The organism is Salinarchaeum laminariae (assembly GCF_023204835.1).
GTDB classification, from domain to species: Archaea; Halobacteriota; Halobacteria; order Halobacteriales; family Salinarchaeaceae; genus Salinarchaeum; species Salinarchaeum laminariae.
On record NZ_CP096270.1, the window covers coordinates 2,557,886 to 2,571,648 of the forward strand.

Sequence of the window (13,763 nt, forward strand, 5' to 3'; positions counted from 1 at the left end):
CAGATTTTTTGGTAGTGGTTACCAAGGTGAGGCAACATGTCGGGGAACATTCGGGGGGTAGAGCGGTTCTCGCGGTGGATCAGTCGACTGGGCATCGCCCTCTTCATCGTGGGCACGATCGCCGTCGGGGTGGGTGCACTCAAAGCCGCTGCCGAGGCTGGTATCAGTCCCGTGTCGGCACCGATCAATCTCGACCAGATGTACGTCGTACTCCTGGGCGGCGGTGCTCTGGTACTCGGGGGTGCGCTGTTGAACGTGCTCACCGGGATTCTGGCCAACGTCCTCGCGACGACACAGGAAGACAGGACGTACGACAACCCAGACGACGGCGAACTGGTGGCTGATCGAGCTCCGGTCAGCGAGCGCCACCGTCGGCGACTCGCCCGACATTACTTCTACATTGGAGCTTTCATCCTGCTGGTCGTCTCCATTGCGGCGCGAGGGGACGCAATATCGGGAGAGGCAGCCAGAATCGCCACGGACGTCGCACAAATTGCAGTGACGGTGCTCTTCGGTTACACTACCGCCGCGCTCCTCTCGGCATTCGTCCTCCTCGGGCTCTGGATCGGTATCAAACGACGCTCCGCCGAGGCGCTCCTCGTCGGCGTCGGCATTGCGGTGCTGTTCCTACTGATGGCTCTCCAGTTCCTCGTCGTCGGCTGGATTCTCGCGGGACTGTGGTTCCTTTACTATTCGTTCATGGCGCGCAAGGCGGTCTCTTTCCGACTCGTCGAGGCATCGTCCGTCCCCGAGCAGATCCGTCGTTACGTCGGCCAGGGTGACGAAGTCGGTGGTAGCAACTAAGCCGGCAGCGGGACGTAAGTAGCCGGGACTGACCGTCGAGGTGAAGTGCGATCCGCGCTCCGGGGGTCGAAAGGTCAACAGCAAAACATGAGTCCGTTTGCTCCGGGATGCTCGAACACGCTTAAGCCACGAGAACTCTCAGGGTCTATCATGTTCGACGAAGAGGACCTCGCCACGATTCGCGAGGGGACGGACGCCTGGGAGGCCGAACACGTCGAGCCGACGGTGGAGCGCTTCGGCGAGCGCGAGGAGCAGTTCCGCACGGACACCGGCGGCCAGCCCGTCGACCGACTCTACACGCCCGCCGACGTAGCGGAGTTGGACTACCAGGAGGACCTGGGCTTCCCCGGTGCGGAGCCCTATACCCGCGGGGTTTACTCGACGGGCTACCGTGGGCGGCTCTGGACGATGCGACAGTACGCGGGGATGGGAACCGCCGAAGAGACGAACGAGCGGTTTCACTACCTGCTCGACGAGGGGCAGACCGGGCTATCGCTCGCGTTCGACCTCCCGACGCAGATGGGCTACGACTCCGACGACGCGATGGCGGCGGGGGAGGTCGGGAGATCCGGGGTCGCGATCGACACAATTCGAGATTTCGAGACGGTGTTCGACGACATTCCACTCTCGGAGGTCTCGACCTCGATGACGATCAACGCGCCGGCGTCGGTGCTGCTGGCGATGTACGTCGCGCTCGGAGACCAGCAGGGCGTCGACCGCGAGGAACTACGTGGAACGATCCAGAACGACGTTCTCAAGGAGTATATCGCACGGAACACGTACATCCACCCGCCGGAGCCCTCGATGCGGATCGTCACCGACGTCTTCGAGTTCGCGGCGGAGGAGATTCCGAACTTCAACACGATCTCGATCTCGGGCTACCACATCCGCGAGGCAGGATCGACCGCAGCCCAGGAGATTGCATTCACACTGGCCAACGGCATCGAGTACGTCGAGGCCGCCATCGACGCCGGGCTCGACGTCGACGAGTTCGCACCACAGCTGTCCTTCTTCTTCGCGTCGTACAACAACGTCTTAGAGGAGGTCGCGAAGTTCCGGGCCGCACGACGGCTCTGGCACTCGATCATGGAGGACCGGTTCGACGCGGAGAAACCGGCCTCCAAGCAGCTCAAGTTCCACACGCAAACCGCTGGATCGACGCTCACGGCACAGCAGGTCGAGAACAACGTCGTTCGCGTCGCCTACCAGGCGCTGGCAGCAGTGCTCGGTGGGACGCAGAGCCTCCACACGAACGGGAAAGACGAGGCACTGGCCCTGCCCACCGAGGAGTCCGTCCGCACCGCGTTGCGCACCCAGCAGATCCTCGCTCACGAGTCCGGTGCCGCGGACACGATCGACCCACTTGGGGGGAGCTACTACGTCGAGTCCCTGACCGACGAGGTCGAGGCCGAGGCCCGGTCGATCATCGACGAGGTCGACGAGCGCGATGGAATGCTCCAGGCGATCGACGACGGCTACGTGCAGCGGCAGATCCAGGACGTCGCGTACGACCGGCAACAGGCCGTCGAGTCCGGCGAGCGGATCGTCGTCGGCGTCAACGAGTTCACCGTCGATGAGGGCGGCCAGGAGATGGATCTGGAGGAAGTAACCGAGGAGGACGAGCAGCGCCAGATCGAGTCACTCGAAGCCGTCCGCGAGGAGCGCGACGACGAGGCCGTCGATGCCGCGCTGGCGACGGTCGGAGAGGCTGCTCGAAGCGATGCGAACCTGATGCCCCCGCTGATCGATGCAGTGAAAGCGGAGGCCACGGTCGGCGAGATCTGCGGCGTGCTCCGCGAGGAGTTCGGGGAGTACGCCGGCGGTGGCGTCTGAACGTCCGCTGTTCGATCCCTTGTACTTCACCGGTGAGTTGACGAAGAGCGACTGGGATCGCTCACCGTCAGAACTAAGTTTGAATGTAAAGCACCCTTTACTGTAAAACGAACTTTCCATGATCCGCACCGACACGCGACTCCAACGCGCGCTGCTCGCCGTCGCGACCGCCGCAGGGACGCTGCTCCTATTGACGGTCGGCAATGGCGAACCGTTGCTCTCCAGCGAACTCGTCCCGATCGCGGCCGCAGTCGGCGTCGCGGTCTACGCCGACGGCTGCTCGAACTGCTCGGGGTGCTGTGGGTGATCGACCGATGACCGACTGGAGACCCCTCGGCTGGGCACTCCTGATGCTGGGCATCGCGTCGATCGTCGCGGGAGCGTACCTTACGGGAACGACTGGCGACGTGAGCGTCCTCCTGATCACCGGCATGGGCGCGACGACGGCGTGGCTCGCGCTCCACGAGGAACTACAGGACGCGTCGACTACCGGCGCCGAGTCTGAACCGGGTGAATCGGCGTGAACGTAGACGCCTATCGGATCGACTGGATGACGAAGCGCCGGTACCTGGCGTACGTGCTGGTGACCTCGCTCGTCGGCGGCGGCATCGTCGGCTACCTGCTCGCTGACCAGCACACCGCCGCGGCGCTGGCGACGGTCGGGATCGTCGGGATCGCGATCGTCGTCCCGAAGGTGCTGGCTCGGCGCACACTCTTCGACGAGCGCGACCGGCGGATGGACGAACGAGCGGCCCGCTACACGATGATGGTCGTCATGGCGATTTCGCTACCGGCGCTCGTGGGACCGATCGTGCTCGAGCAGTTCGGCATCGTCCCACTCCAGGGATGGGCGCTCGGGGTCGGCGTCGTCTGCATCGGGATTGTGTACCTCTACCTCGCAATCCAGGGACTGCTGAACTACCGAGCATGACTGGACAACGCCAGCAACCCGAATGGGAGCAGGCATCAGGAGCGGACGACGGAGGTGTTCCTCGTGATTGACCGTCCCGAAACTCAGGTCGGTCGCCGCCGCCAGCGCTGGAAGCAGGCGATCTACGGCAGCTTCACCGTCGGAATAGCCGCCCTGCTGGTCGGCGTCGGCATCGGGTTCGAGCTCGTCGGCACGATCGGCTACTTCGTCGGGGTGACTGCGGGGGCAGCCCTGTGTCTGTACGCGTGCTTCGTCGGATCGGTCACGATCTCCGACGAGCGCTTCTCGGCCATCGAGCGCCGTGCGAGTCACTACACCCTAATGGGACTCGCATACGCGGGGATCGCTACCTTCCCGGCTCTGTTCGTCCTCGAAGCAGCCGGTCACTTCGAGTTCAGCCAGACCCAGGACACGCTCTTGCTCGCCCTCTCTGCCCTGTACCTCGTTTGGAGCGCAGTATACACGGCGCTCAGAATCCGAGCATGAAGGAGGCGATCGAACCGTGAAGAACGACCTCCGCTCCCGCAGGGACGCCGAGAGCATCAGCCAGGAGGAGCTCGCGGTCGCCGTCGACGTCACGCGCCAGACCATCAACGCCATCGAACGCGAGCGGTACGACCCGTCGCTGGAGCTTGCCTTCGCGCTCGCCGACCACTTCGGGTGTTCGATCGAGGACATCTTCGAACCGGAGGACTCGTAGCGGACTACAGGATCCTGACACGAACGGAGCCAGCGAGCAGTCACGAGCGATCACACAGCACTCCGCGCACACAAAACGGGAACCTTTACACCTGCTCCACCCCCCGAATTCGACATGAGCGAAACCGTTCTTCTGGTGGGCGGCGGTGGTCGAGAGCACGCGATCGCCCGCTCCGTCGCCGACAGCGAGCAAGACGTCGAGCTGTACGCTGCGGCGAGCAACAAGAACCCGGGCATCGCCGAGCTGGCGGCCGGCTTCGTCACGGTCGACGAGACGGACGCGGAGTCGATCGTCGACTTCGCCGAGTCCGTGGGCGCGACGCTCGCGGTCATCGGACCGGAGAGCGCGCTGGCGGCCGGCGTCGTGGACGCCCTCGACGACGCGGGAATCTACGCGTTCGGCCCGCGCGAGGCCGAGGCACGCATCGAGACGGACAAGGCCTACCAGCGGGAGTTCATGCGAGAGAAGGAGATCCCTGGAACGCCGGATTTCCAGGTGTTCGACGACCCGGAGGAAGCCGCCGAAACCCTCCGCCGGTACGAGGGTGACATGGCGATCAAGCCACGGGGTCTGACCGGTGGGAAGGGCGTTCGGGTCACCGGCGATCAGGTCACCAAGGAGGAGGGCATCGAGTACATCCTCGAGAGCGATTACGAAGAGTTCGTCCTCGAAGAGCGTCTCGTCGGCGAGGAGCTGACCGTCCAGGCCTTTGTCGCGAACGGGTCGGTGCTCATCACCCCTGCAGTCCAGGACCACAAGCGCGCTTACGAGGGCGATGAGGGGCCGAACACCGGCGGCATGGGCTCGTACACGGATTCGACGTTCCAGCTACCGTTCATGAGCGAGCTCGACTCCGCGGAAGCGCTCACGATCCTCAAGGCCGTCGTCGACGAGCTACCGGCCTACAGGGGCATCCTCTACGGCCAGTTCATGCTCACCGAGGATGGGCTGAAGGTCGTCGAGTTCAACGCACGCTTCGGTGATCCCGAGGCGATGAACACGCTCCCAGCGCTCGAGACCGACTTCGTCGAGATCATGCAGGCCGCGCGTGATCGCCAGCCGATGCCGGATATCTCCTTCGCGGAACAGGCGACCGTCGTCAAGTACGCCGTTCCGGAGGGGTATCCGACCGATCCAGAGGACGGCGCCTCTGTTACGATCGACGACGAGGTCATCGCAGACGTCAGCGCCGACTACGACGGTGAGGCGCTCCTCTTCTACGCGAGCGTGGACGATCGCGAGGACGGCATCTACACGACGACCTCCCGATCCTACGCCGTCGTCGGCGTCGCAGACACAATCGCCGAGGCAGAAGAGATCGCCGAGGCCGCACTCGAGGAGGCTGGAACCGAGGGACTCCGCGTACGTCACGACGTGGGTACCGAGAAGCTCGTCCAGTCCAGGATCGATCACGTCGAGGAGCTTCGCGGCGACTGATTCACCGAGTTCCTGTCACTTCGCGACCGCGGCGTCGACCCGGTTCGTTTTTCCCCACACCAGCCGGAGAACATCCATGCTAACCTTCGTCGGTCTCGGACTCTACGACGAGGACTCGATCACGCGCGAAGGCGCGGCCGCAATTGCCGACGCGGACGCCGTCTTCGCCGAGGAGTACACCAGCACGCTGATCGGGGCCACGGTCGAGGATCTGGAGGACTCCCACGACGTGTCGATCGAACGCCGCGATCGCGCCGGCGTCGAACAGGAGCCCGAGCCAATCCTCGCGGCCGCCGAGGACGGCGATGCGGTCTTTTGCACTGCCGGGGACACGATGATCGCGACGACGCACGTCGATCTCCGACTTCGAGCAGCCGAGCGCGGGATCGAGACGCGCGTCGTCCACGGCGTGACCGCGCAGGCCGCTGCGAGCTCGCTGACCGGGCTCCAGAACTACCGGTTCGGTCCGTCGACGACACTCCCGTTTCCGGAGTTCCACGGCGCCGACGGGCTTCCGGCGAGCGTCACGAACACGATCGAGGAGAACCGCGAGCGCGGGCTCCACACGCTGGTCTTCCTCGACATCAAAGCGGCGGAAGACCGGTACATGACGGCTGATCGTGCGGCGTCGTTGCTCGCCGACTCGGACGGTGATACGGACGATTACGGCGATCAGCTGGGCGTCGTCGTCGCTCGTGCAGGCAGCCCGGAGCCGGTCGTCGCCGCCGATACGATCGCGGCGCTGGCCGACCGATCTTTCGGCGATCCGTTGCACCTGCTCGTGATCCCGGGCGATCCTCACGCGCTCGAAGCCGACGCGCTCGAAACGTTCGCTGGTGCGCCACCCGAACTGTTGCCGGATCGATAACGCGCTCCAGTGTCCACCGTCGTCCCACGGTGGACGACCCTGTCGGGATAGCACTTTACCAGATGCGGCGCCACAATCGAACGATGACGAGTCACCGGGAGCCAGTTGATTCCGTACTCGACACCGTCGGCGAGACGCCGCTCGTCTCCGTCCACGCGGCGCCGGCCGACGTCCCGATCTACGCGAAACTCGAGTCGTTCAACCCCGGCGCGAGCGTGAAGGATCGGATCGGCCAGTACATGCTGGAGGCGATGCTCGACCGCGGCGACGTCGAGCCTGGCGGAACCGTCGTGGAGCCTACCGCCGGGAACACCGGAATCGGCTTCGCAATCGCAGCAGGTCGGCTCGGTCTCGATGCGGTGTTCGTCGTTCCCGAGCGGTTCAGCCTCGAGAAACAACAGCTCATGGACGCGCTGGGCGCGACGGTAATCAACACGCCGACCGACGATGGGATGGACGGCGCGATCCAGCGCGCGCACGAACTCGCAGAGGAGTTCGACAACGCCGTCGTCCCCCAGCAGTTCTCGAATCCGCTCAACGTCGAGGCACACCGGAAGACGACCGGTCCGGAGATCCTCGACGCCCTCGACGGAGAGGTCGGTGCGATCGTCGCCGGCTGCGGGACTGCCGGAACGCTGATGGGCATCACGAAAGCTGTTCGCGATCGGGTTCCCGACGTCCACGTCGTCGCGGTGGAGCCGGAGGGATCGACGTTCGGGACGCTGTTCGGACGAAACAGCGAGGAAGGGGAGTACAAGACCGAGGGGATCGGCACCCACGACGCCGACACGAACGAGCTGTTCGATCCGACGCTCGTCGACGAGCTGGTCGCTATCGACGACCGTGAGATACACGCGGAAATGCGACGGCTCGCAACCGAGGAGGGCCACCTCGTCGCCTCCAGCGCTGCCGCAAACAGTCTGGCCGCCCAGCAGGTTGCAGGAGAAATCGAGAGGGGCAGTGTCGACGCGCCACACGATACGGTCGTCACCGTGTTTCCCGATTCGAGCGAACGGTACCTCTCCAAGGGCGTCTACCGCTCGTTCGAAGCGTGGGACGGATAGGTGCTATCGGCGCTTCTGTGGAAGGTCGTAGTCAGGCAACTAATCGCTACTCCGTGCTGCTGAGTGCCTGGTGCTCGACCTTCATGCACCGGTCCTGAACGACGACGATTCCGGCATCGCGGGCCCGCTCTGCAGCGTCGTCGTCACGGATATCCAGTTGCGTCCAGATCACGTCGACGTCACCCCGTTCGAGTGCCTGATCGACGATCCCGGCGACCTCGTCGCTCGGGCGGAAGACGTCGACGATCTCGACGTCGCCGGGAACGTCGGTGAGCGAGTCATAGGCCTCGCGACCGAAGATCTCGTCGGCGAAAGGGTTCACCGGAACCACGTCGTACCCCTGTTCGATCAGATACTTCGGAATGTCGTGGGCTGCCTTCCCGGGCGACGTCGAGCAGCCGACGACGGCGATTCGGGAGAGCGAGAGCACTTCACGAAGCTGTGCATCGGTCGGAGATGCCATAGATCCAATATGGACCGGGGAGACAATAAATGGACGCCGCTGTCGGGTACAGCAATCGAGTAGAGCTACCGACGAATGTGGCGTAGGTGGAGACGTCGAGACGTTCGCAGCTCGGCCGGTTCAAACGGACTGGATGCCAGCCGTCGTGATCGACTGCTCGCCGGCCTCGTCCTCGTCGACCTCGATGACGCCGTCGAAGAGCTGCTTGAGCGTGTTCATCGTCTGGTCGTCGTGGGCCGTCGAGTCGATGACGTAGAGTCCCAGCGCGTCGGCACTCTGGACCCGGCCCGTGAACACGTGGAGGAACCGGAACACGGTCTGGAGGTTCGAGTACATCAGCAGCGTCGAGATCGAGTGCAGGAGAATGCGGTTGCGCTTGACGCCTCGGCCGTCGTAGAACTCCTCAAGGAACTCGGAGAGTTTGATCCCGATTCCGGTCATGTCGACCGGAGAGGAAGCGTACTTGACGCGTGCAGAATCTTCGACGTCGCCGGCGCCCTGCTGTTTCGTGACGCAGTCGACGATGCCGACCGGAGCGTCCTCGATGTCGGGTGCGAAGGAGCCGTACTCGTCGAAGACCTTCTCCGCTCCGTCCTTCGTCGACACGACGATGACGCCCTCTCCATTCTCGGTACCACGTGCGAGGATCTGGAAGGCGACGCGTCGCTTTCCAGTCATTGGCGGTCCCGAAATGAGGAGGTTCGTTCCGGGGCCGATCTCGGCGTCCGGTAGAACGTCGTCCAGATCGTACATGCTGTGGTGGAGTCTCGCTGCTCCGCGGCGACGAGTGTTACCGGAAAATGAGCAGATACCCATATAGTACTTGTGATCGAAACGATCGCTTTCGGGCGTTCGTGCGAAGATCAGAACCCGTCAGGATCCCAGCTACAAGCCCAGGACTGGTCCGTTCGACCTCCCGGCAGAGATCCATAGGATCACCTACATTTAGGCGGCTGGGACCGCTCTGCCGGCCACGAACGCGATCGTCGCGACGAACATACCGTACTTGAGGATCGACTGGCCGCCAGTCGGATCCGCATAACTCCGATAGCCCGCGAACAGCAGCAACGCGAGTGCGGGCACCACGACGAGCAGGTAGGTCACACCAAACGTTCCCAGGAGATACGGCGCAGGACTGACGAAGACCGCGACCAGCAACAGTCCATTCGCAAGGTGGAGCGATCGGCGCTCACCGATGGCGATCGGGAGCGTCCGAAGCCCCTCCGACCGGTCGCCCTCGACGTCTTCGACGTCTTTGACGATCTCGCGGGAGAGCGTCGAGAGCGCGGCGAGTGAGAACAGAACCAGTGCTGCTGGGCCAGGCGTCGACACCGCCGCAGCACCGAAGAGGAACGTACTCCCTCCGAGATACGCGACAACGGCGTTGCCAGCTCCGGGGAGCCCCTTGAACAGTTTCGTGTACGCGACGAGGGCAGCGAGGTTCACTACGGCGATCCCGATGGCAAGCGGTGGCAAGGTAAGTGCGAGTCCCACGGCCCCGGCAAAGAGGAGTGCACTGAACAGCAGGGCCCCGCGGGGAGAGACTGCACCGCGGGGGAGCGGGCGGTCGGGAGCGTTGATCTCGTCGATGTCTCGATCGAAGTAGTCGTTGATCGCGTTCCCAGCGGCGACGCCGAACATCGTCGCAACGACCGCAGCACCGGCTGCCAGGGGCGCGTCGAACGCACCGCCGGTGACGTACGCGCCGACGAACGTGAGGACGCCAGATGCGACGGCGTTCCCGGCCCTCGTCAGATCGAAATACCCCTTGAGCGTCGCGGCCGCGTCCATGCTCGGTCACTGCGATGGCCGAGAGATAAAAGACCCGAATCAGCCAAGAGCGGATGGAGGAGCGTCAGGAGGGGTCTATTGCGTCCTCGATCACGAATCGTGCACCGCAATCTGATGGTTCGACGCGAATCTGCCAGCCATGTGCCTCGACGATCTCTCGGACGATCGACAGCCCGAACCCCGTGCCGTCCTCGTTCGTCGTGAACCCGTGATCGAATATCTCGTCGCGCTGATCGTCGGGGACACCCGGCCCGTCGTCCTCGATCACGAGCGTGTCGTCCTGGTGTGTCACGCTGACAGTGACGTCTTCGCCCCCGTGTTGGAGCGCATTGTGAAAGAGATTCTCGAAGAGGGCGCGGAGTCGCTTCTCGTCACCGGAGACGGTGGGAAGCGCCTCACACTCGAGTGACCCTCCCCCGCCGACGGTTTCCCAGGCAGCGAACACTGGATCGGACAATGACACTGGCTTGGGATCGTCGACCACGGCACCCTGGCGTGCGAGCTCGAGGACCTCCGTGATTAACTCGTCCATCCGTTCGAGCGCCCAGGTGACGTCGTCTTTCGCACCCGAGTCACCGTCGAGTTCCCGTACCCGACCTTTCGCGATCCCCAGAGGGTTCCGGAGGTCGTGGCTCAGAACGCTCGCGAACCGTTCCAGCCGGTCGTTCTGTCGGGAGAGCGCACGGCGATTGCGCTCGCGCTCGGTTACGTCGATGGTAACGCCGACGATCCCCCGGAGTCGGCCCGTCGAATCGTACCAGGGTGCTTTCGTGGTCGAGACGTAGTAGTCCTGCTCGTCGTCTGCGACCTCCGCGGGTTCGATCTGGTTGATTACCGGCTCGCCGGTCTCCATGATCTCCTGTTCGTCTTCGATCGTCTGGAGCGCCAGTTCCGAGCCGTAGATGTCGAAATCAGTCATTCCGATGACGTCCTCCGGCGTGTGGAGAATCTTGCCATCCGGCGTCTCCATATACGGCGTACCGATCAAGCCCGGGAAATGGTCGGAGACGTGAACGTGGCGGCCCTCACGATCCTTGAAGTAGATCGACAGCGAAATCGGGACCATCCCGGTCAAGGACCGAAGCATTCCCTCGGCATCCCGGAGTGGCTCGGAACCCGCCTGGCAAGCAGTCCCAATGGCGTCCACGACCGCCTCCTGGCCCGCCGACCGGGGGACGTACGCTTCCACGTCAAACTCCAGTACCGTCGCGGCCAGCGCTTCGGATCCGTCGTTCGGGCAGCAGACGATCGGCAGGAGACTGTCGAGATCGGTCACCGCCTCGAGAACGTCGATCGTGTCGAGCTCCGGCCCGCCACAGAGCGCGACGCAATCGATGACGTGCTCGGTGACGAGCTTCCGAGTATCCTCGAGATTGGTCGCACACCGAACGGTATGCCCCTCCGCGGCCAGCACAGATTCGAGCGTCTTAGCGCGATTTGCGTCCGCAGCAATGAGGCCAACGGTCCCGGGACGGACGGCCATGCGACGATACACTCACCCCACCCGTTTAACAGTATTTGCTGCGCAGAATCGTCGGACTTAAACGCAGTCCAGCGATACGGTTGGACAGGGCGCTTAGCTCAGTCTGGATAGAGTGCTTGGCTTCGGACCAAGCTGTCGCGGGTTCAAATCCTGCAGCGCCCACTTCTCTGCGACGAACGGACGTGAGGAGCGAGAAGTGTAGCGCCAAGGATTTGAACGAGGCAAGTCGCAGCGCCGAGCGCAGCGAGGCGACCGTCTTGCCGTAGTTCACAATCCTGCAGCGCCCACTTCTCTGCGACTCCGTCGAGAGATGTTCGAGCGACTGCTCGAAGCTACAAGTCCGCTTCGGGGAATGGACGTGAGGGATCGATTCAGAGACCGGCTCGTCACTTCACGTCCGAACTCGATGCACGAGAGAGCAGATAGACAGCGACACCGCCCAGTACGATATCGAGTCCGAGGAGGACGGCAATGCCTGGGAGGACGCCGTCCAGCGTGCCACCGAACCACGACACCTCGATGACCGTCATCACGTCCCGATCGAGCATCAGCGACCGGGCGGCATCGACGCCGTAGGTAACGGGGTTTAGACGGGCGAACGTCTGAATCCAGCCCGGAAGTGCGTCCAGTGGGAGGAACGCGCTCGACAGGAACAGCAGTGGAAACTGCAGCAGGTTCGCACCGATAATCGTCGATTCCTGGTCCCTCGTGAGAATCGCGAGAGCGTTCGAAAACGCCACGAACCAGAGCGAGAAGAGGACGCCGATCGCGATAATGCCGATGGCGCCAGCGAATCCACTGACGATCTCCGCGCCAAGGAGGACGCCGAGCACGAGGATAATGCCGATCTGGATGGCGATTCGGAACACCTCGGCGGCAGTCTTGCCCAGGAAGACGGCCGTGCGGTTCATCGGCGTCACGAGGACCTTTTCGAACATTCCGTTCTCGATGTCGTTGACCAGGCCGATGCCCGACGTGATTGCCGCAGCGAGTGCGACCTGGATGGCGATCGCCGGGACGAGAAAGGTCTCGTAGTTTATGCCGGGGATTCCCTGATTGACAGCGCCCCCGGCGACGTTGCCGAACACCTCGGTGAAGAGGACGAGAAAGATGATCGGCTGCACGAGCGAGACGACCAGCACGAACGGATTGCGAACGGCCTTGAGATTCCACCGTTTGAAATTGACCCAGAAGTCCCCGAGGAACGTATTGCCGGACCGTTGGAGATCGTCACGCATCGCCGCAGTGCCAGCAACCCCCTCGGAATCGGGACTGCTCATCAGTTCCGCACCCCCTCCTGGGCATCCACCTGATCGGCGTCGAGTTCGTCCCCAGTTATCGCCAGGAAGACGTCGTCGAGGGTCGGGGCTCGAACGTTGAATCCGGTCACGGTCAGCCCCGCGTCCCGAAACGCGACCAGCAGATCCGTCCCGTGCTGGCGGGCCGTCTCTGCCGTCACGCTGATGCCAGTCTCGGTTTCGGCGATGGCTGCGTCCTCGAACACGTCGATTTCCTCTGCGATTTCCATTCCGCGTGCTCGCTCTCACCACCCTCCAGTTCCACGTCGAGCACCTCCCCGCCGACGCGCCGTTTCAGTTCGGCAGGCGTTCCGTCGGCGACGATCGTCCCATCCAGAATGACCGCCAGCCGGTCGCAGAGCTGGTCGGCCTCTTCGAGATACTGCGTCGTGAGAAGGATCGTCGTGCCGCGGTCGTTGATCCGCCGAAAATACTCCCAGAGGCGGTTGCGGGCTTTCGGGTCGAGCCCAGTCGTCGGCTCGTCGAGAAAGACGAGCGGCGGTCGGTGTACGAGCGCGGTCGCAGCGTCCAGTCGTTTCTTCATGCCGCCGGAGAACTCCTCGGCCCGTTTGTCCGCGACGTCGCCGAGGTCGACGAGGTCGAGCAGTTCGGCAACGCGGTCGGATCGCTCGCCACGCGGGACGCCGTAGGCTTCGCACGCGAATCGAATGTTCTCTTCGGCGGTGAGCTCCGGATCGATGCTCGTCTCCTGGGCCATGTAGCCGATCGTTTCCCGGATCTTCCGGGGCTCCGATCGAACGTCGAACCCGTTGACCACCACCTCGCCGCTCGTCGGGGAGAGCAACGTGGCAAACACCTTGATGGTGGTCGTCTTACCGGCGCCGTTCGGTCCGAGAAAGCCGAAAAATTCGCCCTCGGGAATACGCATCGTGACTCCGTCGACCGCGGCAGTGCCATCGGCGTACACGAGTTCGAGATCGTCGACGTCGATAGCAGTCCGCTCTGTGGCGGCGGAACTTGCACGCTGTTCACTCGCCCCGTAATCGTCCGGAGACTCTCGGGGACCGTCGTCCGATGTTGGCGAGGACATATTCGTACAGTAGACTGTGCAGCGATGCACTTCAACCTTC

At 63.6% G+C, this 13,763-nt stretch carries 15 protein-coding genes, 1 tRNA gene and 1 pseudogene; 11 read left to right on the forward strand and 6 right to left on the reverse strand.

Annotated features, from left to right (window positions below; all coding sequences use genetic code 11):
* Positions 1–36 precede the first annotated feature (36 nt).
* The 10 genes from MXF70_RS12120 to MXF70_RS12165 all read left to right on the forward strand — a co-directional run bounded on the left by MXF70_RS12120 (position 37) and on the right by MXF70_RS12165 (position 7,637).
* On the forward strand, positions 37–804 hold the full coding sequence (locus MXF70_RS12120; protein ID WP_248515887.1) for a hypothetical protein: 768 nt from the start codon (positions 37–39) through the stop codon (positions 802–804).
* 150 nt (positions 805–954) lie between these two features.
* Entirely contained in the window at positions 955–2,637 is a 1,683-nt protein-coding gene (locus MXF70_RS12125; RefSeq protein ID WP_248515888.1) for an acyl-CoA mutase large subunit family protein, read from the forward strand.
* Positions 2,638–2,755: 118 nt separating this feature from the next.
* Positions 2,756–2,944: a hypothetical protein gene (locus tag MXF70_RS12130; RefSeq protein ID WP_248515889.1), complete on the forward strand. Its 189-nt coding sequence runs from the start codon at positions 2,756–2,758 to the stop codon at positions 2,942–2,944.
* A gap of 7 nt (positions 2,945–2,951) precedes the next feature.
* Positions 2,952–3,161: a hypothetical protein gene (locus MXF70_RS12135; protein ID WP_248515890.1), complete on the forward strand. Its 210-nt coding sequence runs from the start codon at positions 2,952–2,954 to the stop codon at positions 3,159–3,161.
* A complete protein-coding gene (locus MXF70_RS12140; RefSeq protein ID WP_248515891.1) occupies positions 3,158–3,568 on the forward strand; it encodes a DUF2178 domain-containing protein in 411 nt (136 codons plus the stop codon). Before MXF70_RS12135 ends, MXF70_RS12140 begins: the two co-directional genes overlap by 4 nt.
* 63 nt (positions 3,569–3,631) lie before the next feature.
* Entirely contained in the window at positions 3,632–4,054 is a 423-nt protein-coding gene (locus MXF70_RS12145) for a DUF2178 domain-containing protein (RefSeq protein ID WP_248515892.1), read from the forward strand.
* Between the two features lie 16 nt (positions 4,055–4,070).
* Positions 4,071–4,268, forward strand: coding sequence for a helix-turn-helix transcriptional regulator (locus MXF70_RS12150; protein WP_248515893.1), 198 nt, complete (start codon positions 4,071–4,073; stop codon positions 4,266–4,268).
* Between the two features lie 114 nt (positions 4,269–4,382).
* Entirely contained in the window at positions 4,383–5,705 is a 1,323-nt protein-coding gene (gene purD, locus MXF70_RS12155) for a phosphoribosylamine--glycine ligase (RefSeq protein ID WP_248515894.1), read from the forward strand.
* A 76-nt stretch (positions 5,706–5,781) separates the two neighbouring features.
* Positions 5,782–6,573, forward strand: a complete 792-nt coding sequence (dph5, locus tag MXF70_RS12160) for a diphthine synthase (RefSeq protein ID WP_248515895.1) — start codon at positions 5,782–5,784, stop codon at positions 6,571–6,573.
* Positions 6,574–6,656: 83 nt separating this feature from the next.
* Positions 6,657–7,637: a PLP-dependent cysteine synthase family protein gene (locus MXF70_RS12165; RefSeq protein ID WP_248515896.1), complete on the forward strand. Its 981-nt coding sequence runs from the start codon at positions 6,657–6,659 to the stop codon at positions 7,635–7,637.
* Between the two features lie 46 nt (positions 7,638–7,683).
* On the opposite strand, the gene MXF70_RS12170 is transcribed toward MXF70_RS12165, so the two are convergent.
* The 4 genes from MXF70_RS12170 to MXF70_RS12185 all read right to left on the reverse strand — a co-directional run bounded on the left by MXF70_RS12170 (position 7,684) and on the right by MXF70_RS12185 (position 11,374).
* A complete protein-coding gene (locus tag MXF70_RS12170) occupies positions 7,684–8,100 on the reverse strand; it encodes a CoA-binding protein (protein ID WP_248515897.1) in 417 nt (138 codons plus the stop codon).
* A 120-nt stretch (positions 8,101–8,220) separates the two neighbouring features.
* Positions 8,221–8,853, reverse strand: coding sequence for an RAD55 family ATPase (locus MXF70_RS12175; protein WP_248515898.1), 633 nt, complete (start codon positions 8,851–8,853; stop codon positions 8,221–8,223).
* A 192-nt stretch (positions 8,854–9,045) separates the two neighbouring features.
* Positions 9,046–9,891 (reverse strand): geranylgeranylglycerol-phosphate geranylgeranyltransferase, encoded by an 846-nt coding sequence (locus MXF70_RS12180; protein ID WP_248515899.1) that lies wholly within the window; start codon positions 9,889–9,891, stop codon positions 9,046–9,048.
* Between the two features lie 64 nt (positions 9,892–9,955).
* A complete protein-coding gene (locus tag MXF70_RS12185; RefSeq protein WP_248515900.1) occupies positions 9,956–11,374 on the reverse strand; it encodes an ATP-binding protein in 1,419 nt (472 codons plus the stop codon).
* An 87-nt stretch (positions 11,375–11,461) separates the two neighbouring features.
* On the opposite strand from MXF70_RS12185, the gene MXF70_RS12190 reads away from it, so the two are divergent.
* Positions 11,462–11,536 (forward strand) — tRNA-Arg (locus MXF70_RS12190).
* Positions 11,537–11,760: 224 nt separating this feature from the next.
* Here the strand turns inward: MXF70_RS12190 and MXF70_RS12195 are convergent.
* Together MXF70_RS12195 and MXF70_RS12200 are read right to left on the reverse strand one after the other, a co-directional pair.
* A complete protein-coding gene (locus MXF70_RS12195) occupies positions 11,761–12,654 on the reverse strand; it encodes an ABC transporter permease (protein WP_248515901.1) in 894 nt (297 codons plus the stop codon).
* Positions 12,654–13,723 (reverse strand): annotated as a pseudogene (locus MXF70_RS12200) (ABC transporter ATP-binding protein). Before MXF70_RS12200 ends, MXF70_RS12195 begins: the two are co-directional and overlap by 1 nt.
* Positions 13,724–13,763: the final 40 nt, after the last annotated feature.

What these genes read in the sequence shown, in the direction of transcription:
- MXF70_RS12180 (WP_248515899.1), bottom strand. Translation starts at nt 9,891, where the DNA reads ATGGACGCGGCCGCGACGCTCAAGGGGTATTTCGATCTGACGAGGGCC.
- purD (WP_248515894.1), top strand. Translation starts at nt 4,383, where the DNA reads ATGAGCGAAACCGTTCTTCTGGTGGGCGGCGGTGGTCGAGAGCACGCG.
- MXF70_RS12195 (WP_248515901.1), bottom strand. Translation starts at nt 12,654, where the DNA reads ATGAGCAGTCCCGATTCCGAGGGGGTTGCTGGCACTGCGGCGATGCGT.
- MXF70_RS12185 (WP_248515900.1), bottom strand. Translation starts at nt 11,374, where the DNA reads ATGGCCGTCCGTCCCGGGACCGTTGGCCTCATTGCTGCGGACGCAAAT.
- dph5 (WP_248515895.1), top strand. Translation starts at nt 5,782, where the DNA reads ATGCTAACCTTCGTCGGTCTCGGACTCTACGACGAGGACTCGATCACG.
- MXF70_RS12120 (WP_248515887.1), top strand. Translation starts at nt 37, where the DNA reads ATGTCGGGGAACATTCGGGGGGTAGAGCGGTTCTCGCGGTGGATCAGT.
- MXF70_RS12130 (WP_248515889.1), top strand. Translation starts at nt 2,756, where the DNA reads ATGATCCGCACCGACACGCGACTCCAACGCGCGCTGCTCGCCGTCGCG.
- MXF70_RS12165 (WP_248515896.1), top strand. Translation starts at nt 6,657, where the DNA reads ATGACGAGTCACCGGGAGCCAGTTGATTCCGTACTCGACACCGTCGGC.
- MXF70_RS12135 (WP_248515890.1), top strand. Translation starts at nt 2,952, where the DNA reads ATGACCGACTGGAGACCCCTCGGCTGGGCACTCCTGATGCTGGGCATC.
- MXF70_RS12125 (WP_248515888.1), top strand. Translation starts at nt 955, where the DNA reads ATGTTCGACGAAGAGGACCTCGCCACGATTCGCGAGGGGACGGACGCC.
- MXF70_RS12170 (WP_248515897.1), bottom strand. Translation starts at nt 8,100, where the DNA reads ATGGCATCTCCGACCGATGCACAGCTTCGTGAAGTGCTCTCGCTCTCC.
- MXF70_RS12175 (WP_248515898.1), bottom strand. Translation starts at nt 8,853, where the DNA reads ATGTACGATCTGGACGACGTTCTACCGGACGCCGAGATCGGCCCCGGA.